22 protein-coding genes and 1 pseudogene are annotated in these 24010 nt (G+C 31.0%); 8 read left to right on the top strand and 15 right to left on the bottom strand.

What is annotated here, in order from left to right; all coding sequences use genetic code 11:
• Nucleotides 1-603: 603 nt before the first annotated feature.
• The 3 genes from ACUN0F_RS04515 to ACUN0F_RS04525 form a co-directional block, all read right to left on the bottom strand.
• A complete protein-coding gene (locus ACUN0F_RS04515; protein ID WP_327988941.1) occupies nt 604-1875 on the bottom strand; it encodes a tripartite tricarboxylate transporter TctB family protein in 1272 nt (423 codons plus the stop codon).
• Between the two features lie 319 nt (nt 1876-2194).
• Nucleotides 2195-3355, bottom strand: a complete 1161-nt coding sequence (locus ACUN0F_RS04520; protein WP_327988940.1) for a ribonuclease — start codon at nt 3353-3355, stop codon at nt 2195-2197.
• 608 nt (nt 3356-3963) lie between these two features.
• On the bottom strand, nt 3964-4470 hold the full coding sequence (locus ACUN0F_RS04525; protein ID WP_048561801.1) for a DUF3902 family protein: 507 nt from the start codon (nt 4468-4470) through the stop codon (nt 3964-3966).
• Nucleotides 4471-4531: 61 nt separating this feature from the next.
• Here ACUN0F_RS04525 and ACUN0F_RS04530 point away from each other — a divergent pair.
• A pseudogene (locus tag ACUN0F_RS04530) lies at nt 4532-4738 on the top strand (cupin domain-containing protein); the annotation flags it as partial.
• Nucleotides 4739-4910: 172 nt separating this feature from the next.
• Here the strand turns inward: ACUN0F_RS04530 and ACUN0F_RS04535 are convergent.
• Nucleotides 4911-6806, bottom strand: a complete 1896-nt coding sequence (locus ACUN0F_RS04535; RefSeq protein ID WP_445539181.1) for a M56 family metallopeptidase — start codon at nt 6804-6806, stop codon at nt 4911-4913.
• Nucleotides 6806-7207 carry a BlaI/MecI/CopY family transcriptional regulator gene (locus ACUN0F_RS04540; protein ID WP_048561803.1) on the bottom strand — a complete coding sequence of 134 codons (402 nt, stop codon included), beginning with the start codon at nt 7205-7207 and terminating at the stop codon, nt 6806-6808. Before ACUN0F_RS04540 ends, ACUN0F_RS04535 begins: the two co-directional genes overlap by 1 nt.
• A 339-nt stretch (nt 7208-7546) precedes the next feature.
• Between ACUN0F_RS04540 and ACUN0F_RS04545 the strand changes: the two genes are divergently transcribed.
• The gene (locus ACUN0F_RS04545; RefSeq protein ID WP_445539182.1) at nt 7547-9196 is read left to right on the top strand and encodes an S-layer homology domain-containing protein; all 1650 of its coding nucleotides are present in this window, start codon (nt 7547-7549) and stop codon (nt 9194-9196) included.
• Between the two features lie 700 nt (nt 9197-9896).
• Here ACUN0F_RS04545 and ACUN0F_RS04550 read toward each other — a convergent pair.
• Entirely contained in the window at nt 9897-10454 is a 558-nt protein-coding gene (locus tag ACUN0F_RS04550) for a HEPN domain-containing protein (protein ID WP_046956902.1), read from the bottom strand.
• Between the two features lie 147 nt (nt 10455-10601).
• The gene (locus ACUN0F_RS04555; RefSeq protein WP_327876791.1) at nt 10602-10748 is read right to left on the bottom strand and encodes a hypothetical protein; all 147 of its coding nucleotides are present in this window, start codon (nt 10746-10748) and stop codon (nt 10602-10604) included.
• Between the two features lie 116 nt (nt 10749-10864).
• Here ACUN0F_RS04555 and ACUN0F_RS04560 point away from each other — a divergent pair, with 116 nt between their 5' ends.
• Nucleotides 10865-11311 carry a hypothetical protein gene (locus tag ACUN0F_RS04560; protein ID WP_131933828.1) on the top strand — a complete coding sequence of 149 codons (447 nt, stop codon included), beginning with the start codon at nt 10865-10867 and terminating at the stop codon, nt 11309-11311.
• Between the two features lie 541 nt (nt 11312-11852).
• Entirely contained in the window at nt 11853-12116 is a 264-nt protein-coding gene (locus ACUN0F_RS04565) for a GNAT family N-acetyltransferase (protein WP_327988759.1), read from the top strand.
• Between the two features lie 617 nt (nt 12117-12733).
• On the opposite strand, the gene ACUN0F_RS04570 is transcribed toward ACUN0F_RS04565, so the two are convergent.
• Both ACUN0F_RS04570 and ACUN0F_RS04575 read right to left on the bottom strand, forming a co-directional pair.
• Nucleotides 12734-12988: a SunI/YnzG family protein gene (locus ACUN0F_RS04570; RefSeq protein ID WP_046956905.1), complete on the bottom strand. Its 255-nt coding sequence runs from the start codon at nt 12986-12988 to the stop codon at nt 12734-12736.
• Between the two features lie 501 nt (nt 12989-13489).
• Nucleotides 13490-14332 (bottom strand): arylamine N-acetyltransferase family protein, encoded by an 843-nt coding sequence (locus tag ACUN0F_RS04575; RefSeq protein ID WP_445539183.1) that lies wholly within the window; start codon nt 14330-14332, stop codon nt 13490-13492.
• A 753-nt stretch (nt 14333-15085) separates the two neighbouring features.
• Between ACUN0F_RS04575 and ACUN0F_RS04580 the strand changes: the two genes are divergently transcribed.
• The gene (locus ACUN0F_RS04580) at nt 15086-15229 is read left to right on the top strand and encodes a hypothetical protein (RefSeq protein ID WP_445539184.1); all 144 of its coding nucleotides are present in this window, start codon (nt 15086-15088) and stop codon (nt 15227-15229) included.
• A gap of 240 nt (nt 15230-15469) precedes the next feature.
• Here the strand turns inward: ACUN0F_RS04580 and ACUN0F_RS04585 are convergent, their stop codons facing one another.
• Nucleotides 15470-15769: an ArsR/SmtB family transcription factor gene (locus ACUN0F_RS04585; RefSeq protein ID WP_327989428.1), complete on the bottom strand. Its 300-nt coding sequence runs from the start codon at nt 15767-15769 to the stop codon at nt 15470-15472.
• A 635-nt stretch (nt 15770-16404) separates the two neighbouring features.
• Here ACUN0F_RS04585 and ACUN0F_RS04590 point away from each other — a divergent pair.
• The gene (locus tag ACUN0F_RS04590) at nt 16405-17616 is read left to right on the top strand and encodes an IS110 family transposase (RefSeq protein ID WP_445539185.1); all 1212 of its coding nucleotides are present in this window, start codon (nt 16405-16407) and stop codon (nt 17614-17616) included.
• Between the two features lie 1141 nt (nt 17617-18757).
• Here the strand turns inward: ACUN0F_RS04590 and ACUN0F_RS04595 are convergent.
• From ACUN0F_RS04595 to ACUN0F_RS04610, 4 genes are all read right to left on the bottom strand, one after another.
• A complete protein-coding gene (locus ACUN0F_RS04595) occupies nt 18758-19060 on the bottom strand; it encodes an antibiotic biosynthesis monooxygenase family protein (protein WP_002090010.1) in 303 nt (100 codons plus the stop codon).
• 304 nt (nt 19061-19364) lie between these two features.
• On the bottom strand, nt 19365-19553 hold the full coding sequence (gene hfq, locus ACUN0F_RS04600; protein WP_086391224.1) for an RNA chaperone Hfq: 189 nt from the start codon (nt 19551-19553) through the stop codon (nt 19365-19367).
• 27 nt (nt 19554-19580) lie between these two features.
• Nucleotides 19581-19916, bottom strand: a complete 336-nt coding sequence (locus ACUN0F_RS04605) for a hypothetical protein (RefSeq protein WP_000788513.1) — start codon at nt 19914-19916, stop codon at nt 19581-19583.
• A gap of 290 nt (nt 19917-20206) precedes the next feature.
• Entirely contained in the window at nt 20207-20485 is a 279-nt protein-coding gene (locus tag ACUN0F_RS04610; protein ID WP_002090007.1) for an AbrB/MazE/SpoVT family DNA-binding domain-containing protein, read from the bottom strand.
• 1269 nt (nt 20486-21754) lie between these two features.
• Between ACUN0F_RS04610 and ACUN0F_RS04615 the strand changes: the two genes are divergently transcribed.
• A complete protein-coding gene (locus ACUN0F_RS04615; RefSeq protein WP_165915456.1) occupies nt 21755-21904 on the top strand; it encodes a hypothetical protein in 150 nt (49 codons plus the stop codon).
• Nucleotides 21905-21932: 28 nt separating this feature from the next.
• Entirely contained in the window at nt 21933-22397 is a 465-nt protein-coding gene (locus ACUN0F_RS04620) for a DUF5065 domain-containing protein (protein WP_327989289.1), read from the top strand.
• Nucleotides 22398-23356: 959 nt separating this feature from the next.
• On the opposite strand, the gene ACUN0F_RS04625 is transcribed toward ACUN0F_RS04620, so the two are convergent.
• Nucleotides 23357-23986, bottom strand: a complete 630-nt coding sequence (locus ACUN0F_RS04625) for a hypothetical protein (protein WP_327989288.1) — start codon at nt 23984-23986, stop codon at nt 23357-23359.
• Nucleotides 23987-24010: the final 24 nt, after the last annotated feature.

Here is a 24010-nt window from a genome sequence, read left to right on the forward strand (position 1 = left end):
AAATGTAACAATTCTACTTGAGAAACCTAATAAGAAGAAAGTTAACTTTCTTCTTATTGCATTATTACTGGCTAAGTAGTTTAGATTTTCTTGTCCTAGGTACAAAAAGTTTAGACTTTCATGTCCTGTTATTAGGACATGAAAGTCCCTACAAAATTTATGATAATGGCTATTTATCAACGATTGTTCATGATATTTTAGTTTAGAGTTTCATGTCTTTCTACATACAAGGACATGAAAATGGATACTTTTTAGACAAGAAAGTGGATACTTCTGTTTTTATTATTGTTTTTGGACAAGAAAACAAGTATTAAACGAATCTTCTTTATTGGTAATTAGATATTTTATGTTATTAATTAGTATCCAGTTTCATTTCCTTCTGCATAAAAACATGTTTTACGATAAAGAAAAAGAATCCATTTTGAAAAAAGATTAATCAAAATAGATTCTCGTGTTAGTCATATAAAATTATTTTTTATACAAGGGTTTAATCTAAGACTCCCAAAAAACGTCTTAAATCAATATTTCATTAAATTTAACGAAGGTTTTTAATTTAAACTTCATTTTAAAGCTATAACTATATTTGTGGCCACCCTTATAGTACTATTCTATTGTAATGCTCCAATCTCCATCTGCTTTTACTCCAAAATTATACATCCCTGAATCTTTGAAAACGTGAGAAGAAGAACCTTCATAAGAACCAATTTTATTCACTAATAAATTCTGATCATTCACTTTAATAATAAAGTTTCTTGAACCTGTATGCTTTAACTTAACAATATGATTTCCGCTTGGGATATTAATGAATACTACATCATCACCATGCCCGTTAATTGTCCCTGGAACCGATTCTGATACAAGTGGTGTTTCTTGCGTTATTGCTACATTCCAATCGCCACTCGATTTCACTTCTAAATAATATTCTCCACTAGCCGGAATTGTAGTTGATACTTTTCCTTTATAGCTACCAATTGTATTTACTAACAATCCAGCGTCATTACCACTAGCATTTTTTAAATGTACAATAAAGTTTCTTGAACCTGTATTATTAAAATCAAAAAATGCCAAACCTGACTTTAGATTGACTTTATTTGTGACAGAATCACCAGATCCTTCTAATTTTTGTTTATTATTTTCGTATGCTTCTTTTAGTTTTTTATCAGCTTCTTCTTTAGCAATTCTTTTTTCTTCGTTTATTCTATTTTCTTCTTCTTTAATGAAATTTCCTAAAGAAGCTTCGTCAGTTAATGTTTCTATTTTAGTAACTTCTTTTGCATTTAATACCACTACTACAATTTGCCCATCTTTAGTATCAAATGAGTTTAATCCGGCTGGATTGTAATTGTTATAGTTTCGAACTTTTATCTTACTGTCTTCTTTTTTTTCTTCAAATTCCTTTATACTCATCCCGATAGTAAACATTGATTTAATTTCTTCCGTACTATACTGTTTGTGAGTAGGTTCTCTAGATTCTTCTTTTTTATCTACTTTCCCCACATCTACAGCAGGTTTCTTTTGACTTGTAACATTTCCATCGCTACTTTCAACACTTGTACTATATGGAATTACATTGTCTAGTATGGTATACGTGGTAAATGCAATAAGAACCACAATGAAAGTTTTTAATTTTCCCGACTGTTTTTTTACAAATTGTATAATTAGTTTTACTGTAGCGCATGCACCAATAATAAACGTTATTGCGGCAAATCCACCTCTTACTCCAACAGAAAATCCAGATACAATTAAAGCAAGACCGAATGGTATAGCAGCAATTTTAAGCCATATGATAGCTGGTTTTTTTCTTATTTTCTGTATTAGTGAGTATACTAATAAACCGATTGAAGCAAATACTAAAATTGTTATTAAAATGTCCATACTATTAAATTCTCTCCCTACAATAATTAACTTAGTAAATATTAATACTCCAGTTATTATAATAACCTTATATACTGTAATAAGGAAGTGGTGATATTTTTTTATGAAATACAAATAGGAATTCTATTTAGATAACTATATTTTTAACAATAAAAGAAATAACTGTACAAGAACATGAAAATTGATACTTTTTAGACAAGAAAGTAGATCCTTCATGATTGTCTTTTGTTACTTATGTAGAATTAAATTTTAGTTGAACTTCACATTTAATTAGGTTTTTTCTGAGAACTAAAAAAGAGAGCATGGCTCTCTTTTTATACTATTTACTATTTAGTTTTGTTTCAAATTCAATTAAATTAGTTGAAGCGTTATTAAACTTTTGTTCAGAAAGTTTAATGGATTTTCGTGCCTCTTTCATTCTGTCTTCCATTGGAGCTACACCTCGTATTCCTTGCAATATAGCATTTGCTGCATTTTCTCTATAATTTGCCGCAGCACCAAAATCTTCTCTAAATTTATTTATTTTCTCTTTTAAAGTTGGATTATTTATTTTATCAGAGGCATTAAAGTTGATATTCTCATTAGATAATTCTCTGTATTTAGTAGATACAAGCTCCATTTGTTTTTGTAAAGTATTTTGATCTACAGTTGCTGGAGTTTCACCCTCTTTGTTAAAAACTGATTTTACTTCTTGATTCCATATATCATTAAACTCTTTTATCATGGAATCAATTTTTGGTTTAATTTCATTTTTGTATGTAACAGCATCCGGATTTGAAGAAGATTGAGGTTGTTCTTGTTTAGTTGTAGTCCCTGTATAATGCTGATCTATATTAAATCTAATTTTATATTTTCGAGTTTTTGCAATTGTCATTTCTGGGCTTTGTCTATGGATTTCAAAAGTAAATTCAACCCAATTTAGAGATTCTAAGCCTTGCATATTATAGTCGTGAAATATAACTTTATTATCCTGTGTATCGTCTATCTTTATAGTAGGATGTAAACGAGTTTGTTTAATAGCTTCATATGGTGCAAATAGTTCGATTTGATCAGTAGTAACACGCACGTCATTAAAGTTAAGTGTAAAAGTAGAACTTGAGGTGTTCTCAACTGAAAAGGATATTCGAAGAGATCCTAAATCTTTTTCATTAAAAGTACTTTCTTTATTCGTTAAAGATAGTTGGTTCATAGATACTTTAAGCCCATCAAAATTATCTTCGAATTTTGCATTATCATAAATTATGAAATGCTCATTATTTAAACCATTAGGACTATATTTATAGGGTCCAGCATTAATAGTTGTATTTATTTCTTTTACCGATACCTCTTCTTTTGTAGCTTTTTTCTGTGTATTGCTTGATTTTTTTGAGCTTTCTTGCTTTGATTTTTCCGCTGTGCTAGCAGTATCATTAGATTCACACGCTGTCATCCCCATAAATAAAGTACTACATGTTAGAGCTGCTAATAATTTCTTGTTCAAAATTCAATTCCTCCAAATATTCAAATGTAATATTTATCAATTATAACAAATTTAGTTGCCTGTTTTGCTATTTTTAAAAAGTATCCACTTTGGTGTCTTAATTTAAAAAAGTACCCATTTTCTTGTCTTGATATATGGACAAGAAAATGGGTACTAAATGAACTGTATCCGTTAATAGTTCAACATTTTACACTATAAAATTAGTTCCTACTTTCATGTCTTTGTACACTTAGAAATTGTACAAAGACATGAAACTCTAAACTATTTAGACACGAAAGTAGATACTTCTTGAATATCTTTCGCTACTAATATAAATTCCAAATGAATTTTCACTTCACATTTAATTAGGTTTTGCTGAAATGCAAAAAAAGAGAGCAAAACTCTCTTTTTCATTTAATCAATATTATTTTTTAAAAATTAAATAATAAAAAATAGCCAGTTAAAAGAGCGTGTTGTTATATATTTAGCTAAACACACTCTTACAAATATTTAAACCCTATATTAATTTCTTATTCCATTCATTTAATTTATTCATACTTTTTTATATTCGGTTATAATCTTTAAATTCATAACCTTTTTCTTTTAATCTTTTTATAATCTGTGAGCTACTACCATCCTGCACTTGCATTCATAGCAGATCCCATAAAATTAATAAATAACGGCCATAATAACGGCCATAACGTAAGAAGTATATTTAGAAGTATAAGTATACTATATACCCAAGGAAAATTATGATTTTTACTATTTACCAATACTAAAATCACTAATAATATTATGGGTATTAAATATAAAAATAGCATTATAAACCAATACCATGTCATTAAAGTAAGACTCAATGGTCCTAATATCTCGTGTACAACTCCGAATGATATACCTAATGCTCCAAAACTAAAGGTTGTAATGATTGTTTTTAGAAGCACTTTAGCCAATTTTGAGTCGCACGTTTTTCTACTATATAGACCTATCACAATATACAACGATAGATATGCCATTAATACACCTATCCAAATCAATAGCCAGTCTGCATCTAACATAAAGATGTCAAACAGCGCCCAACACACCCCTACTATTGAAAAAACAAGGGAAATAATTATATATTTTAAAACTGGTTTCATATTCATTTCACGTCCTTTAAAAACTTAAGAATACATTATTAGCTTGTATTCTTCTTTTTCTACCGCTTCATCTATGGAGCCTGTGGCACATAAAGGTGAAGAAATAGCATTTATTATAAAAGGGCAAGTAAAACTATATCTAAATGATGAGGTTTTACTTCTCAATCCAGGTGATAGTGTTAAAATACATCACCATTTGCTAGTATTCTTCCATTACTTCCTTTTGAATCATATTCCCTCCTGTTCTCCATACAATATACCTACCTAGATTCAATTTATTTTTTAAATTGTTATTTTTTATCCACCTCAATCAAGCTAGCAAAACTAAATATCATTTTACTTTCTTATTATATAGACTATACTAATTTCTCTTCGCACTTATAGGTTTCGTTTAAGCTAAAAAACTATAGCCTCAAGAACGGGATCCTGAGACTCTATTTTTATTTTAGAAAGGACAGCATAATTTTCTCTGTTTCTTCTTTACTTAAATCACCTGCAAGAATTATGACTTGATAAGCGCTATTCTTTCCTTTTGCAGGAACAATCATTTGCATAAATTTATAGTGTTCCTCTGTATCGAGACTTTCAGTTAAGCTTATTTTTGTACCTTCTAATTCATAATTTGTTACCTTTTCATTATACTCCGCTACTTTGTTCGACAAATTTTCTCCCTGATCAGTATCTGCAGTTTGGTACACAAAATACACATTATCTTCATTTTGATATTGAGAAACAATAGTGGGATTCATTTTTTCAGTAGTCATCGGTGTTTGAACATCTTGACCAGTTAATTTATACCCTTTTACCACATAACTTGGGGTCTTAATTGGAAAATCAAGATATTTCTGCGCTTCCTTTTTAGTTAATCTAAAATGCGAATAAATTTTCTCTCTAAATGGTCCAATTTCTTCACTGTTTTTCTCATATTTTTTTTCCTCTTCTGGGTCTAACTTTTCTTTTCTACCTAAAGTAGATGCCACTGTTTCTAAATCAATAAATCGTTCAAATTCTTCTTTCGTAAACAGATTTCGTGCCACCCCAAGTTCTGTAAGTAAAGTATTATAATCTCCCTCCGAAATAAAAAATTCTGCATCTGCCTGTTCTTTTGTACCAATCATTTTTTCTACAATTTGCTGTATAGGAATATCGGTTTGTGTTTTTAATTCTTTCATATTATTTTTGACTTCTATTTGTTGTTTCTCAGGGGTAGTCGGCTTATCAGCACGGGCGTTTAATAAGGATACAGATGATACTGCAATCACTGCCACAGCCCCTATCGCAGACCAACGATATGATTTTTTTTGGAATTTTTTAATCATTAGAATTCTCCTTTTTAACGCTCTCTTGTTTTTACTAAAATTTGCTATACTTGGTACTTGATAATAACTTGAGTAGTGTTCCAATAGACTAATAATAGTATGTCCATACGCAATTTGTTCCTCTGAATCTATACATGTAAGAGTTAATGCATCGCATGCTAGTTCTTGATCTTCTCGCATACATGAGTAGGCATACCAAAGAATAGGATTAAACCAATTTAAAATGAGTAAGCCATGCATAAGCCAGTTCACACCAACATCTCTTCGCTTGATGTGAGCTAATTCATGATAAAAAATATATCGTAACTGTTGTTCATCTAATATTTCCATATGTACAGTTGACAATAACAACTTGGGACGAATAAATCCGAACACTGTTGGACTGGAAACCTTTCCAGATACAAATAGAGGGATATTCCGTTGAATAGACATAGAGTGCTTACACTTTTCAAAAATCTGGATAATCTTCTCATCTGTAATAACAGGTTGTTTTTTTATGTAAAGTAATAAACGCCTGTTCATTATAAAAGTAGCAAAGCTTAGAAGGATAACTCCAGTAAGCCAAATGTATATAAAGATTGTATAGAATGGAACCGTCTTTTCATCCTGCTTTTCATTATTGTATGTTTGTGTCTTATTTGTCTGAGTAGTTTGTGTTGAACTTGAGGTATAAGTATCTTCTTTTGTGAGATCCTTTGTATTATCTATATTCTTCAATTCTTGCATACGTTCTTTTGTAAGAATACTAGCTACAGGGTTTTGGCTAGAAATAAATGCATCATTATTCTTGTAAGTAAGTACAGAGTAGATACTATAGGAACTATCTGGCGACCAAGGTAATACAAGTCTTATAATTAATATGATCCATAGCATATATTGCCAGCGTGGAGTTAACTTATTTCTAAACAAGATCTTGATGCATAAGATTAGACCCACTAATATACTAGCCATAATAGAGGTTTCAATCACCCAATCAAAAAAAGCAGGTAGATAGATATTTATAAATCTTTCTATCACTATAATCTATCCTTCCTCTGATTTTCCTCAGTTTTCTCATCCAGAATACGTTTAAGTTCGTTAATATCTTCTGAAGAAAGCTTTTCTTCTTTTAAGAAATTTACAAGCAAAGGTTTAAATGCTGCACCATAGAAACGTTTAAGTAAAGATTTCGTTTCTACTTGTAAATAACTATCTTGCGATACCAAAGGATAATAAGCATACATACGTCCTTTATCTTGATGATAAGCAACTGCTTCTTTTTGGACTAATCGATTAATCAGCGTTCGAATTGTTTTTGGTTTCCAATCCATTTTCACCTCTAACGCTTCAATCACCTCATTTGCCGTTTGTGGAGAGTTCGACCATAGTACTTTCATAACTTCTAATTCAGCTTCCGAAATTTTAGGTAATTCTTTCATTGTTTAAAATTACACCTCTCTGTATTACATTTGTAATCTATAACTGAATATTACACTTGTAATCTCGTGTTGTCAATCTTATTATAATTAAGCCTACATTAATACGTCAACATAATATTAAGTCTTATTTAATAAAAATAATATATACTTATTATTTATGTAAATTTTAAGCATTTATGTAAATGTTATTCATTGACACTTGTACATATAAGTAACTATAATCGTTACACCAAATTGAATAGATGTCTATTTAATATCAGCATCATCACAAACATATAAATATAAAAATAAAAAATTTCAATTTGGTAATACAATAGATTGGTAGAGGTGTATATTTTTATGAAGCGCAAATTAATCACAACAGGTCTTCTCGCAGGGGCTATATTATCCTATTCTTCTAGTATTTTTGCGGATACTCAAAAGTTTCCTGATGTTCCAAAGTGGGCAGAGCAATCTGTTAATTATTTATTGGAAAAACAAGCTGTATCAGGTTTACCAGATGGTACCTTTGGATCAAACGCTACGTTAGATCGAGCTTCCGCCGCAACAATTATAACAAAAGCTTTAGGGATAAAAATTGATACAAAAGCAAAACCTTCTTTTACAGATACCCAAGGCCACTGGGCTACTCCATATATTGCTGCCGCTGAAAAAACGGGCATTATTAAAGGAGAAGGGAATGGAATCTTCAATCCATCCGGAAAAGTTACTCGTGCTGCCATGGCTACTATGCTAGTAAATGCTTATAAACTACAGAGTACAACAAATGATAATGGCCAAAGTAAATTTGAAGATTTAAAAGGACATTGGGGAGAAAAATATGCAAATATTTTGATTGACTTAAAAATTTCTAATGGTACTGATAACGGCTGGCAACCAAATAGATCCATAACACGCGCCGAGGCCGCTCAACTTACTGCTAAAACTGATATGATATCTAGAGAAATGAATAGTAACTTAAAAGAAAAAGACTATACAAATACTAATCCTCTTCTAAATCAGCATCAAAAGCGTTCAGGTAAAGTAATTGAAAAAACAGAAGAAGGTTTAGTGGTTTCTGGTGAGAACTCAAGTGTATACGCTATGGTTTCTTCCCCTGAGATCCTTAGAGATATTCAGATTGGGGATACCGTTACCATTTATGCTCCTATGTTTATAGGCTCAATACCAGGTGATCCAGCTACAGCTAAATATGCAATTGTTCAAAAAGAAAATGAAGAAAGCGTTCTAAAAAAGCAATATAAAATGCACACTGGAAGTGTAATCAATAAAACAAAGGACACTATTGAAATTTCTAGTGAAGGTTCGACGGTTAGCGCTACCGTTTCTTCTGAAGTCTTACAAGATATAAATATTGGAGATACAGTTACTATTTATGGGGCATCTTTTATGAGTAATATGGCAACTGGTAAATTATCTGCTAAAGCTCCAATCATTGAAAAGTTGGCAAGTAAGACAGTGACTGCTAATACAAGTGTAGATAAATCGAAATCTATATCAGAAGTCGATAAAAAAGAACAAAATGCTCTGGATCAACATCAAAAACTTTCAGGTAAAGTAATTGAAAAAACAGAAGAGGGATTAGTGGTTTCTGGTAAAAACTCAAGCGTATACGCTATCGTTTCTTCCCCTGAGGTACTTAAAGATATTCAGATTGGGGATACCGTTACCATTTATGCTCCTATGTTTATAGGCTCAATACCAGGTGATCCAGCTACAGCTAAATATGCAATTGTTCAAAAAGAAAATGAGGAAAACGTGTTGAAAAAACAATATAAAATGCACACTGGAAGTGTAATCAATAAAACGAAGGAAACTGTCCAAATTTCTAGTGAAGGCCTGACTGTTACTGCTGTTGTTTCTTCTGAAGTGCTTGAGGATATTCAAGTTGGCGATACAGTTACTATTTATGGGGCATCTTTTATGAGTAATATGGCAACTGGTGAATTATCTGCTAAAGCTCCAATCATTGAAAAGTTGGCAAAATAACTATTAGGTTTCCAATGGGAAAATCCCCATACTAATAAGTATATAGATGCTATTTCTTTAATATCTATGGTTGTGTTAGTTATTTAAAATTGATATAAATTTGCTTTGTCTAAAACAAAAAAACAAGAGGCTTCTTACAATTAAGAAGCTTCTTGTCTTTTGTATAAATCTATTTATTTAGAATACTTTCATGGATATTTTATTATAAGCTAAGTAGTTTAAGGTTTCTTGTCCCTAGTTCAAAAAGTTTAGACTTTCATGTCTCTTTTCTGGGACATGAAAGTACCTACAAAATTCATAAAAGTAGCTACTTCACCCTGTTTGTTAATGCGATTTTAGTTTAGAGATTCATGTCCTTCTACAGAAATTGTACAAAGACATGAAATTTTAAACTATTTAGACAAGAAAGTCAAAACTAAAATTTTATCGAACTAAATCTAATTGGTCTTGTGTAATAATTTAGGGTTCTTTTAGAAAGGTATATATTTAAAGTTAATTAGCTATGTGAAAATAAATTTCATGTTATTGTTAACTATAATTCTTAGATATACAAAAAGAACCGGGCAATTTAGGATTGGTCCTTTTTGTATAGATTTTTTATTTTGATTATCTTATTTTAATTTTTCTTTAAAAGTTATCGTTACTGCGTCTATAGGTGCATCATGAGTTGGTGGTATTTCTAGTAAATTGAGTAGAGTTGTTATTTAGTTTTAAAGAGTAAATCAGTAAAGAACGTCTCTATCTCTAAATCTTTTTTTGAAAATATCTCATGTTTTGCAACAAGTAGTTGTCTTAGAATATCATCTAATTTTTTAGAAATTTCAATGAAATCACTTTCTTCGCCTTTAATATGTTGACCATGTACCACAGTCGAACGACATCCATAAGCCTTTTTAATAAGGTCGAAATACTCTTTCTTTGATTCATCTGAAGTGCCTAACATTAATGCAACACGTTCTGCAATTTTGCGGCTTACTTCAGACTTATCGGTAGTAAACAGGCATTCTAAAGCATTATAATAAGAAGCTATTTTCATTGGTAATATTGAACTTACTCTTGCACCAAGTGTAAAATAATGTGCCCTATCTAATCGTTTTGACCCTTTATTTCTAAATAGAATATCTGCATCAGGGTGCTTACCACCAAAACTCTTCTCTCCATATTCATCAATAGAAAAAGGTTTAAAATTACGAGCTGTTGATAGGATTTCATCTTTCGTAAAATTAGACTCTTTTCTTTCACATGTAGAAAAGCTCATATCAATTTATCGACGCTGAATTTTTTCTTGTGTTCCAATCTCCTTTTTATATCCAATAAATCATTTTCTTGTATTATCACTGACTGTCTACTTCCCTTTCTAAGAGCGGATATACAAATGTGCTCTTATTTATCATCAAATCTTTATTTAAATCATACTCACATTTCCATCAGCATTTAGCCCCTTATCATTTATCCCTAGTTTAACAGCCCTTTCTAACGTATATCCAACTTCAGAAAAAAGACTTACTTTCCAAACCACCAGGTCCAATTGAATCTTTAAACGTATTATCACAAAGTTTAAAATCCCAATATTTAACTTTATTGTAACATTCGATATGCCCAAACTCCTTATAAATATGGTAGCATTTACCTGTAAGACAAAATATTAATATAGGAGGCAGATTTATTATGAACGCAAGAAAACCAAAATCATTTGTAAAACAATGTACAGGAATTGCTTTGGCTAGTATGATTGGATGTAGTGGTATTGGAGTTTTCGCAACAAATGTAAGTGCTGCCGAAAATGCTAATCTAGCTCCTATGTACCAATCTCTTCAAGCAGAAGTGATGACAATTACACAGTTACAAGATGCTATTCAGCATAAAAATGATCCTTTTATTAATCAAGTAAAAATATTTATTGATAAACATAAGACAGAATCAGAATTTTTATGGGGGAAAGTGAGTACTTCGTTAAAAAACGACATTGTAGACCTGCTTACAGGTGACAAAAAGCATTACTCTAATAAAATCAATAAAGCCCTTGTAAAACACTTTAGAGAAGTCCCTAAGTTATTGAAATTAGCAAGTCCTGAGTTTAAAAAAGAAATCATTCAATTACTAAAATACTTATAAAAATATCTACTAAGAGTTGATCTTTCAATGAATATTGATAGTAATAGTTCCATAAATTTATATTTCCAAAGTATCTTTCAACTCGTAATATCTATATATAAACATTTAAAGAAAACAGGTGTAAGGAATGGAAATTGGTTTAAATGCACATAGGGTAAATCAATCTACAAAGTATTCAACTGTGGGTACAGTAAAGAATACTCAAGATTCTCCTTCTGCTCATGGAACATGTTAAAAGATAAAGGTGTCCCCTTATGGAGATGCTAAACAAGTTTCGTGCTGATAATGAGAAGACACCTAGTCAAACTAACAATGATTCTCCAGCTGATGCTATTAATACTACTGAAATAACTAATGAAACAAGATTAGACATAGTACTGTAGATTGTTAGTACGGCTCATATCGAAACCAAAAGATTATTAATCAAACCTTATCACATATCTGATGCAAAACCTTTATACGAATTACAAAAACATCCCAAAACAAACCGTTTTATGCCATCTCCGTCGTATTCACTAGAAGAAATACAAGGTATTATTCTATGGAGCATAGAGATGAACAAAAAAACAACGTAAATAATATTGCTAAATTCAATCTTTCTATTTTTGAAAAAACTTCTCAAAGGTTTAGCAGATATTGTGAATTAGATCCTTTAGACTTTGAGATTACATCTACAGAAATGTATTATGCTTTATCGTATGATAAATGGGGAAAAGGTTATGCAACGGAAGCCACATACGCCCTTTTACAATACGCATTTTTAAAAAAAAGGGATAGAGCGTGTTGTTGCTGTTGTATTCCCTGAAAACAAAGCATCAATTAGAGTTTTGAAAAAGCTCGGATTTCAATTTGAAGAAAAAATCAAAAATTTAAATGAAGAATTTAAAGAATTTGCAGGTATGCATTCTTTCTACATCACGAAAGATGTATTTTCAAAGAATTTAACAAATAATCGATAACAGACTAATTATAGTGATTCCGCCATATCGCTATCAAGCTAAGCAATTCTTTGTTTCCTAAAACGAAAAAAAGGACCTGAATTCTCATAAATAATTGTTGTTACGAATAGAAGACTAACTTTATAGATATATAAAGTTAGTCTTCTATTTCATTAATTTTAATAAAAGTATTATATTGTGTGCTTCTAATTGCTTTAAATGAAGAGATAAAGCATCGTATCTTTTTAGAAACCTCACGTCTTTCTTGCAAAGATCTTGTATTTATTTCAAATCTACAATTTGAAGTCTATTCAGAAAGTATCCACTTTGGTGTCTCCGTTTAAAGAAGTACCCATTTTCTTGTTTCGATATGTGGACAAGAAAATGGATACTAAATGAACTGTCTCTATAGATAATTGAGCATTTTACACTATAAAATTAGTTCTTATTTTCATGCCGTTCTACACTTCTTATTAGAACTGTATTACTCAATATTAATTTCTTCTAAGATTATAGATGGATTAACAACAAAGATAATGAAGTTTAAGTTTGTAGTATGTATTAGTATTCTATTCTTCGAGGTAGATGGAGTTCCAATATAAACAACATGATCGAGCTTATTATGAGGAACGTCATTCGTAGATATAGTAATAATATCTTTTAAAGGGATGGTAATCTCTGCTGATTGCCATGCAATCATTATACTATCTTGGGATTTTGTTATGCTAATTCTTGACATTTTAAATCAATCCTTTATTAGTTTTAGATAAATAATTAACCTATTTTCTAAATTTTTTAATTAAATACATATATTATAATATATGTATTTTAAGGATTTGTGCTTATGTATGCAAAATTACATGTACAAACTCCTTATTTCTATAAAAATACATAGCATAAATTGAAAATAAGATCTCCATAATTCCACCGATAAGCCCTAATATGTATTCTGTTGTTCTTCTCGAGATTACCCCCCTTAAAGTATATAATTATTCTATTAAAAGTAAAATACAATTCATTTACTTTTATATTGATTTATAATTCTATGAATGAAAAAGCACTCTTTCGAGTGCTTTTTCTACTACTTCTTAAAAAATTATGCTTTTCCACTCTTAAAACATATTGTAAATAAATTATACTAGCTACCCAAATTGAAATTGTATAAAGGTATAAAAATGTAATTATATTTAAAGAAATCTAGTTATAATTAACAAAAGAATTTTATATGAGTTAGTGTTAGCTAGCCTCTCTCTAAAATTTTATCAGGGTATTTATTTAGAGAAATATTGAATACTTCTTTAAGAATTTGCTGATATTCGTCTTCATTTATAGTTCGTTTGCTTTTTTTACCTTTCCTTGTTTCCGTAAAACTTTTTTTAGTAAGTGAAATATGTCCATCTTCAATTAATTTGCAGACAATGTATCCTTTATTAAAAGGTGATTCGGGGTGCTCCACAATAATATTTTGTATAGCATTTACTTTGTTGGAATCAATTTCATTTAATGAAAACGCAAACCCAGTACACCATGTATTAGTAGGTTCAGAATTAAGGAATTGAGCACTCTCCCCATTTTCTCCTTTTTTCATTTCAAGTAGGTAAGTTCCTTTTTCAGTATTCTGTTTACGAATGCGATATTTTCCCGTTTGAGATGAGACGACTTCACCGCTAAATGGAACTGGGTGTAATGGAAGATGTGAGGCGAGTCCCCCATCTACAATGTATTTTTGATTATTATAATTTAAAATAATAATTACATGTCCATCGTCAGGTTTCCATTTATCACCACCTAAATCGTAGACTGTACCAGATATGCGATAGACATCAAATCCACAATCAAGTAAAAAATAATATAATAGTGTATTAAGCTCGTAACATAGTCCTCCGCGTTGAGTTAGTAGTAATTTTTCTTGAACATTTTTTCTAGTAATTTTCCGGACATTTTTTTCCATAACATCTAAATTTTCATAAGGTATTACATATGCCATTTGCTGAAGAATTTCATGTAAATTTTCAAAGCTTACATCTTTTTTCGGAGTTATCTGTAGCCGTGAGAAAAATTTTTTTTGCAAATCAGTCAACATTGTATATAACCTCCTATTTATAGAAAATTTAACCATTACAAATAATGATACACTAAATAAATATATAATCAAGTGTAATAAAATCAAAGCATGTTATTTTATGGATTGTTTTTACATAAGAAGCCTCACCATATCAAAAAAAGAAAATTGTAAGCTTAGACATAATTCAGGCAAACTTTCATCTTCTATTGATGTTCTTCTTATTTACAGAGCAATTAACTTTTGCTAGCTACTTTTTTATTCCCTGGAATAATATACCTATTTATCCCTTTTCTTATATAGTATCCTTAATAATCATTTATGAAAAAGGCGAAAACAATACTATTGGTTTTATCTACCCTTGTTGTTCAATACAGCAATGGTATCCCTGATAGAGTTTTCTACTACTTAAATATGAGGTTAAAAAATTAATTTTAAAAGAAAAGAGAACCCATATAGGCTCTCTTTCCTTGGCATACTTACAACATAGGGAATGTTGAGACAACTCTTTCAAAACTTTATTAGGGGAAAGTTTTAAAAAATGTACTCACAATTATTTTTACATAAATGGAATATAAAGTAAATTGATATAAAATTTTCTAATCATTTGTAATTTTCTGTTAGTTATTGCAACCCTTGTCCTACAAGAAGGTACTACCGTATTGCTATTAAGCTAAAAAAATACCCCAAAACAAAAAAACGTCTTCCTTCTATCTAAATGGAGATGAAATACAGACCATGTCCTATTTTTCAGGGGTAAAATGAGGAATAAATTTGTACATAACAAGTACGTTAATGATAGTAAGAGCTTTCTCATTTACAGTACCTGTAGCATGTGGAGATAATGGTGACCCAAAAGAATATACTGAAGGGGTAGCACCACACATCCATCAACTTAAGGATTTAGACTATTTATGAGGTTAAAAGCACGTTGCTATTTTCTTGTTTTAACGAGAAAGGGTACCGTGTTTTTTATGAATATGTTGTAAAGTTTTTACGATGCGTTACATTCTATAACATATGCTTTAAAATCTTTAATACGTTGAACAAGGACTATAATTATAGAAATTTTACTATAACGTTTTTATGTTTTTTATAAAATAAAAAATAGGTGAATTGTAATCCCTGTTTGGGTGTACATCCACCTATTTTTTCAATTTAAATAGCTTGACCTAGTATTTGTATGATTTTATCAGCTTTGGAGTTTTGAATATGATAGTAAATCTCTAACCCTTTTCTTTCAGCTTTCAGTGCTTTCCCTTTCATTTTGGATAAATGTTGCGATACTGTTGATTGTGGAATATCCAAAATATTAGTTAATTGTGTTACATTTAATTTCTTGCTCTTAGCCAATTCACTAACAATTTGTAGACGTATTGGATGAGCCATAACTTTTAATAGTTCAACGTTTTCTTCAGAAACTAAACCTGGTATATTATCATTATTAAATTTGTTCATAATACAACCTCGCATTCAATTTATATTTTATTATAATCAATAAATGTATATTCTTAATATTATTATATTAAAATTATTAGTTTGTTTTACTATAAATTAATTATATAATTTTAACTTGTGCGATGAGTGGAGTTAAAATGTGTTTGTCGTGAAGTTTTTTAAATGTTTTTAGTAATTAAAAAAACACAAAGAAATTTTATCACTTTGAATTAATGCAGTATAAAAATACTAATGTCATCAATATACCCTTTTATACTATAGATAAACTAGCTTAGGATATCAAAGGTAATTATTCCCTGAATAAAATTCATTATAAAGAAAGAACGAGAGCTTAGTGAGTATAAAGCCATATATATGATTAGAGACTATTTTCTTCTTCTATTCCAAATTATACAAAACATACTAAGATTAGTAGTGTAGACCAAGGCATTGGTTCGCACTACTATTTTTTATATAGTAGAAGTGAAGAGAAGGTCGTGGGTGTTTTGGGATCCTGAATCCGTATACAAAACTGACCTTCTTCACTTACCTTATTTGAATCAGTTTTTAGTATGTTGGTCTTCGAGATCGTGTATAAGAAATGAGAATAGATAAGTGTAAGTTGAAGACTTCAATTCCACCTGAGGAGGAGCTATATGAAACACGTTATTGCATTTGATGTTAGTATGGGTAAAAGCTATATGGTCATTTATAATGTACAAAAACAATGCGTATTCGAAAGTGAAATCAAGCATACTAAGCCAGATTTTAAAAAGCTCCAAGAAAAGATACATAAGGTTACAGATGAAAACGGCGAATCACCTGAAATTGTTTTCGAATCAACAGGAATCTATTCCAGGCAGCTAGAACGATTTATGCAAGATAATCAGTATACATATTGTTTATTAAACCCATTAGAAGCCAAGCTACAATGTGATTCCTTACGGATTCATAAGACCGATCGAAGCGATGCACACCGATTAGCTCTCACTCATTTCACAGTTACCCGAAGGGTATCTAATGGAACTAATAACTTATTCCATCAGTTAAAATCTCTTTCTAGATTGTATAGCGAACTGGATAGTGAATTATCGATAATTCGTGGTCGTATGCATAAAGTAATCCAATTAACATTTCCTGAGTTGGAGAGAATGTTTACCAGTAAATCTGATTTGTTTTTAAATTTTGTTCAACTATTCCCCCACCCAGATTGTATTTTAGGTCTTTCAAAAACCATTATAAAAAATCGTATTCGTGCCAACACCAATAAAAAAATATCAAATATTACAGCGGAGAAAAAAGCGATTCAAATACTTGAAATAGCGAAAACTTCCTATCCTGCTGTTTCTCAGAACGATGTTCTGTGTGATCAACTCAAATTATACGCAAGGCGCTATCAAGAGCTTCTTCACCAAAAAGAATGCTGTATTAACAAGATGGTATATATAGCCGAGCAACGTGCAGAATACGATATCATTCTCAGTCTTCCTGGGATTGGACCGAATACTGCAGTACGCTTGATGGCTGAAATAGGAGATATTACTCGTTTTAACAATAACAAGCAACTCAATGCATTTGCGGGTATTGATATACGCCGTTTTCAATCAGGTAAAACCTTTTTTAAAGATAAAATCAATAAACGTGGAAATAAACATTTGCGGAAGCTCCTTTTCCTCATCATCCAGAACATGATTAAACAACGACGTTACGGACAAAATCACATTGTTGAGTATTACGATAAATTAAAAACGCAACCCTATAACAAATGTCATAAAGTTGCGTCCATTGCATGTGTAAACAAGTTCTTGAAACTCCTCTTTCACCTTATTACACATGATATCCACTATGATTATCGGTTAACGGCCTAATATCATAGTTTCATTCATCATATCATATCTCACCCCTAGTAAAAAAACGAGTATATATTAGGGGTTTTTGGTATGCATGATAACAAGTACTTGTTCAATCTGATATTCACTCCAGTAAAAAACTAAAAATACAGGTTGACTAATCGTAAGAAAAACACCCAAGAGCTATCAAAGGTGTTATTGCGCCTGTTCAATCTCCTACAGCAAAACGGGCGAAAGTCTCATCGATATGAGAAAACTGTCTGATCATCAAGCCGCTTAATTCAAAAAAGTGAAACCCGTTAGGGTTTATTTCATATGCAAATCTTTCAATCATCTACACTTGCCCTTTAGAAAAAAGAAACAATCTCGCCTAAAATTGACTTTGCATAAGCTTAGCTTGATAGCCATGTGGTGCTACCTCAAAGAGTGCTTTTATTTTTTCTCAATAACCGACATTACTTAACATGGTAAAATAATATTTTGATGGGTTTCCAACATATATTATTAAAATTAAAGTGGTTATCAAGTCGGAGGAAGGCACCTTAGGGTGTCTTTTCTTTTGTCCATAAACTGGTATATTTAAAGTGTAGAGAGGGGCATCTGTATAAAAACAAACAGTAAATAGGTTTTAATGCCATTTGTCTTTTTCCCCCTTTTCGAGGGGATGGGCAAAAACACTCTATATCATTCTGAGAAAATTGTACGTTTAGTAACATTTGTTCAGAAAACCATAACTTTTGAAACATGAAGTTTTTGAAACGAGAAAATTTGTACCTTAAGTGAATTTGAAAGTAAACTAATGGGTAAAAGTTTACATTGGAGTTTTGAATCACTTATAGTTAATTTTGTAATAAATTTCTCAATATTGATATACTTGTTAATTATGGTTTCAATATTCAAAATTAATAAAAAATAAATTATAATAAAAATATGATGGTTATCCTTTTGTTTACTCCTTGTGCTGAAGATAAGATCGTGTTCCCGGATCTTATCTTTTTATTTTTGGATTTTAGATACAAAAAAGGAATCCTTAGTGGTGTAACGCCAGTATTTTGGAAAAAAAAACGCTAAGCAAAAAATAAGCCATCCATTTGGACAGCTCATTTACATAATTATCGTTATTGGAAGTTACTTTTCAAGTATTAATAGACAGTCAAGTTCAGTTTCGTGATAACTCTACAGACTTAAAGTGTTCAACTGTTGGAAATGGATCATAAAAGTGATGCAATAATGCTTTCCACTCTTGATATTGTTCAGATTGACGAAATCCTATCGTGTGATCTTCTAAAGTTTCCCATTGCACAAGGAGCAAATATTTTCCTTTCTGCTCCATACAGCGTTGTAATTCATGATTTATGTATCCTGGCATGGAAGAGATGATTGAGGATGCTTGCTTAAATACTGATTCATACTCCGTCTCCATACCGTCTTTTACTTGCAACATGACTGCTTCTAAAATCATTTTGAAGTTCTCCTCCTTTTCTTAATTGTATCATGTGGGGGGAACGCTGGATGAGAAGTTTTGATGTATAACATATACACGTTAAGTTAACATAACGTCTCATTATCGATAGCAAAGAAAAAGACGTCCCCTTACTCTCACAAGGGATTCGCCTTTTTCTTTTTCTATGACCCTATGCATCTTTTTATACATTCCTATTCTGGAGTGCCTTTTGGATTCCCTATGTCTCCCTATTTTTTGCATAAAATCTTGCATACTCTTAGCGTGGGTTTTTTCCGAAATGCTGGCGGTACCCCAGTATGTATTACATAGCAAGTGTAGAGATTGCTTGTTTGTAGATTAGTTGTTGTTTACCATGAACCATCATTAGGACGGTAAATTTATCTGTTGCAAGGATCTTCCCACGTACTGGAACGCCATTCTTTAAAAATACTGTAACTGCCCCTTTTTTCTCTTTCAATTGTTCATACATATCTTCTTGTAAATTAAACATGAAATATGCCCCCTGGTTTGTTTGTATTTACTTTTCTTCTAATACCTGCTGCTTTTCACTGTTGGATATTTGTGATTCCCATTCACTTTCTATTTTTCTAAACCATTTTCCTATTTTGCTTAGATAATATCTTTTTACTTCACCATTGGGAATCCAAATTTCACGTTCCTGTATTTGATTCATCACTTCATGAAGAATCTCATCATGTTCATACTTTCTAGGTTTTCTATAATGTGTTTTTACAAACTGTGTATATTCTCTACGTAACCAATTAGAAATATGTTGTCTTTGTCTTTGCTTGAGATGTGACCATTTTTTATTTGTTTGAAGGATTTTTCCATTTACTTTTATGTGGTTTTTCATCGACACTCATCCCCTTTTACTAGCAAAACGAATATATCACTATCGTATCACATTTAAATCGAAATACTGCTTTAGGGACATATTTCGCAAGAAATCTATACGAAATAAAAATAATATTTCCATTTCACATAAAATAGTATCCAAAACAGACGAGGCCGAATCCATTAAGCGGATTAATTAGGCACAAAATTAAATGTAGACTATTGATTATGTATTTTGTTTTTTATTAAACCTTACGATACGTGAAATTATATATTTCCCTTACAAAAAAAGCCCCTTGAAAGGAGCACTTATTTTACAAGATACTGTTCTACTTCTTTTAGTAATAGTTCTGCACCTTCTGGACTTAATGTTATCTTACCATTTGCTAATGCTATGTTACGATTTGACACTTCTCCTGTTAATGCACAAACACGACCAGGCTTATACTTCTGTAAAACAATGTCTTCCCCTTCTACAAAAATCTCTAATGGTGATTTTTCTTTAATCCCAAGCGTATTTCTAAGTTCCTTTGGAATTACTATACGCCCTAATTCATCCACTTTTCTAGTTACTCCGGTTGCTTTCATCTAGCATATTTCCCCATTTCATTATCAATTTGTACCCAAGTTATCCTTTACTATTGTAACAGGATTTCGCCATACATGAGAAACATAATGACCCAAAAACTGACGATCATAACAAGTACTTCTTTAACCCTTTGCTGAAAGGAAATACGTCCTTCTCCCATTCTACATGCCCTTTTCTCTACATCTTTTTATATGTTAAAATAAGAGGGAAAGAAATGTGCCAATTTCTTTCCTCGACGGTCACTCATGACTTTGCTCTTTGTTTGCTTTTTGCAAATGAAGAGCTTTTATTTTGCATACTTATACTTGCTTTCCAGCATCGCATAAAGTAATAACTTTAACTTTGTTTCTTTTTTCAATGCTTTCCATTTTGATACAGCAATCTTCATTCTTCATTCTTCATTCCTCCGTTAATTAAATTTGTTATTTACATAGACTTATAAGTTCCAGTTATAAATTTTTCTAATTTGCTTATCGCTAAATCCTTTATGAATAGCGAAGATTTCTGGAAAATCCGAGATACACAAATCCATAATTGTATTGTCAGTTGTTCTTATAGGGGTAGCACCACATCGCTATCAAGCTAAGGTTTTATGCTGCCCCCTAAACAATAATTTTTTACATTTTTACTCTGATGATGTCAATTTTACTATTTTTGGGGTATTTATTTTTACTAGCTTGATGGACATGGGGGTGATTTATTTTCTTAGGTTGATAGGCATGTGGTGCTATCCCATGCCCATCAACTTAAGAATTCAGAATTACCCCAAAACAAAAAATGAAACCCTTAAGGGTTTATTTCGCGTGTAAATCTTTAAATTTCCTACACATAGCCTTTAGAAAAAAAGAAACACCCCCTACTATAATTGACGTTGTATGAGCTTAGCTTGATAGCGATGTAGTGGGACCCAAACAAGGTAAAATCTAGCTGTTTTTTGTCTAAACGTACTTTGCTTGTTTTTTTGAAATGTTAATGTTGCTCTTTGCAGGGCAAAGAATAAGATTATTAAATATTAAGAATAATTAGTATTAATTATATCAATTTACTACATATTACATTTATGTAAATATTATCATAATTACATTTTTTTAAACTTTCCCCTAATAAAGTTTTGAAAGAGTTGTCTCTGTATTCTCCATGTTGTAAATATGCAAAGAAGAGAGAGAACTAACATTATTATAATGGGATTTTATAATGAAATTTATAACATTTTAAGAGAAATAATACCTTAATTTCGACGTAATGGAATGAACCTGGAAGGGGGTGCTATGTTCCCAGCTTGTACAAATGAAGAAATTATTGTTTCAACAGGCAATGGCGAATCAATCGCAGAAATAGGTACTTTCCGTGTGAAAGTTAAAAATGCTGCTGGTTCAATTGATACAATGTACACAGCGTCAGTAAAATTAACACGATAAAATAATTGAAAATTGGGAGGAATTTCACATGAAACCATGGAAAAAGAAAATGGGTATGACAATGTTGGCTTCAGCAATCGCATTAGGAGGTGTAGATACTCTAGAATTAGTTAACCCCGTATCAAAAGCAGCTGCGGCTTCAGGTTACGGAGCTAGCGTAAATACAACAAAAGCAAATCATTATGTTGGTAAAGACCCATATATAAATATTAAAATTAAAAATGACAACAAAGCTTATGAGGTTGAGCTTCGTATACAACCACAAATTCAGCGCACAAATGGCACGTGGGAAAATGTGAATAAACCTTTAATTTCTTGGTTTGTACCTGGAGAATATGTAGGAATGAACATTGATATTGGTAGAATCAATTATGATGGCGTAGGCATTTATGAAAAAGGCATATATCGTTTGAAAGTTGATACGTACAAAACAACATCTTCAGGTTCTGTATATTTAGGAACGTTTAACACAGACGTATTTTATTTAAAATAATATCAATAATAAAACTCCCTTTTAGGAGTTTCAGAGTAAGGTAAGAGGTATCGAGGATTTAATAGTAGATTCTTTTTAGGATTTTTTAGGGTAGAAAAATACTAACCATATAGAAGTATATTTATAGCGGACGCTCCTATGATGAGAGTATCCGTTTTTTGTTTTATCAGAAAAACGGTATCGTAATGGGAGCATCAATAATTGATTACGATAATAAGGTAAGATCGTTTCTGCCAGGGACAAGTAATTTATCATTGGTATTCCCTTTCTTTAAAATTCCGGATGAACTATTGTATACTTAGGGTTTACTAGTCCTTTCATGTCCATTAGTTTAAGAAACGTAAATACCCCAGAACGAAAATTTTGTGCAGGTTGCTAGTATTTATTGTTTTGGGATAACTTGTTCTTGTTAGCTTGATAGTGAAGGAGTATTTGCATACTTAAGGTGCATATTAACAGACTATCCGTTTCTGGAAAAAATGTTCTATAAATTTAGAAAAAAAATTCGAGCGAAGCTTCGCAGATTCAAAAGAACTGCATGGGCTACGTTATTGCAGGTTACGGGGATTATACAATGCGAGTGAGTAAGTGCTACTCACTGCAGCGTGTCAAAATATAAAATAGATCGCAATCCACCTAGCGAGGCTAGGATAAGGGAAAGCAATCTGTTTTATTCAATTTTTTATTAAGAAATTCTAATCGTGAAAAAAAAAATAAGACTAAATAAAAAAGCTTGTGAAGAAAAAAGTTTATCTTTCTCTACAAGCTGGAAAAACCACTTGTGTATGACAAGTGGTTTTTTGTAATTTTATTTAAATTTATTCAACTTATAATTCCGAAAATTAGAATAATTTAACACCTTGTATCGGTTACTGTTAAAAAATTATTTTTATTATTACCACTGTCCCACCTCTCTTTTCTATTAAAACTTGGTAGATGTTCTCAAAATATGATTTATTTTATACCAACAATACATTTCTTTGTGTGCCTTCAATAATCCCCTCTTGGACCTGTTGTATAAATCGATGAATATTTTGTTCCTTTTGTACAAATAATACTTCTTGTTCATTTATATAAGATCCATAGTAGTATTTCCACAATAATAAAATTATCTCAAGTTTATTGTTCTTTCTCAGTAATAGATCTTTTTTGATGTAACCTACAAATGTATTAGCACCCTCTATATATTCGATTTTTTCTTGTGTAGAAATAAATGAGAATAGTTTTTTAGATTGATACTGGACGATACCTTCTTGTTGCATTTCTTTTATTATCCCTTTAAATATTTTACGCATTACTTTGTTTTTTTCTGCAAAATAATGCATCCACCCTTTACAAGTTCTTTTTTTACTATTTTGTATACATAATATAAGTTGGTTCAGGTAAACATGGTTTGTATCTTGACTAGACTTTATTTCTATTTCATCATTTTGATTTAACTGTAAATACCCCTTTTCGAGCAATTCCATGAATAATATCCCTATTGTATACAGTGGTAAGCTAAATGTATATCGACTATTTATTATCATCGGTTCCTCAGTAAGAAAGGTACTAATAAAACCTTTTGTCATTCCCCCTATTTTTTGCATATATAATTCCTCCTCTATATAATC

The sequence above is a fragment of the Bacillus sp. 1A genome, assembly GCF_052682215.1.

Coding starts and splice junctions, on each gene's coding strand:
- ACUN0F_RS04605 (WP_000788513.1), bottom strand. CDS start 19,916: ATGAAAAACCACATAAAAGTAAATGGAAAAATCCTTCAAACAAATAAA.
- ACUN0F_RS04570 (WP_046956905.1), bottom strand. CDS start 12,988: ATGTCAAGAATTAGCATAACAAAATCCCAAGATAGTATAATGATTGCA.
- ACUN0F_RS04620 (WP_327989289.1), top strand. CDS start 21,933: ATGAAACCATGGAAAAAGAAAATGGGTATGACAATGTTGGCTTCAGCA.
- ACUN0F_RS04585 (WP_327989428.1), bottom strand. CDS start 15,769: ATGAACAAATTTAATAATGATAATATACCAGGTTTAGTTTCTGAAGAA.
- ACUN0F_RS04615 (WP_165915456.1), top strand. CDS start 21,755: ATGTTCCCAGCTTGTACAAATGAAGAAATTATTGTTTCAACAGGCAAT.
- ACUN0F_RS04575 (WP_445539183.1), bottom strand. CDS start 14,332: ATGTTGACTGATTTGCAAAAAAAATTTTTCTCACGGCTACAGATAACT.
- ACUN0F_RS04565 (WP_327988759.1), top strand. CDS start 11,853: ATGGAGCATAGAGATGAACAAAAAAACAACGTAAATAATATTGCTAAA.
- hfq (WP_086391224.1), bottom strand. CDS start 19,553: ATGTTTAATTTACAAGAAGATATGTATGAACAATTGAAAGAGAAAAAA.
- ACUN0F_RS04625 (WP_327989288.1), bottom strand. CDS start 23,986: ATGCAAAAAATAGGGGGAATGACAAAAGGTTTTATTAGTACCTTTCTT.
- ACUN0F_RS04590 (WP_445539185.1), top strand. CDS start 16,405: ATGAAACACGTTATTGCATTTGATGTTAGTATGGGTAAAAGCTATATG.
- ACUN0F_RS04540 (WP_048561803.1), bottom strand. CDS start 7,207: ATGAAAGAATTACCTAAAATTTCGGAAGCTGAATTAGAAGTTATGAAA.
- ACUN0F_RS04610 (WP_002090007.1), bottom strand. CDS start 20,485: ATGAAAGCAACCGGAGTAACTAGAAAAGTGGATGAATTAGGGCGTATA.
- ACUN0F_RS04525 (WP_048561801.1), bottom strand. CDS start 4,470: ATGAAACCAGTTTTAAAATATATAATTATTTCCCTTGTTTTTTCAATA.
- ACUN0F_RS04515 (WP_327988941.1), bottom strand. CDS start 1,875: ATGGACATTTTAATAACAATTTTAGTATTTGCTTCAATCGGTTTATTA.
- ACUN0F_RS04545 (WP_445539182.1), top strand. CDS start 7,547: ATGAAGCGCAAATTAATCACAACAGGTCTTCTCGCAGGGGCTATATTA.
- ACUN0F_RS04550 (WP_046956902.1), bottom strand. CDS start 10,454: ATGAGCTTTTCTACATGTGAAAGAAAAGAGTCTAATTTTACGAAAGAT.
- ACUN0F_RS04560 (WP_131933828.1), top strand. CDS start 10,865: ATGAACGCAAGAAAACCAAAATCATTTGTAAAACAATGTACAGGAATT.
- ACUN0F_RS04595 (WP_002090010.1), bottom strand. CDS start 19,060: ATGATTTTAGAAGCAGTCATGTTGCAAGTAAAAGACGGTATGGAGACG.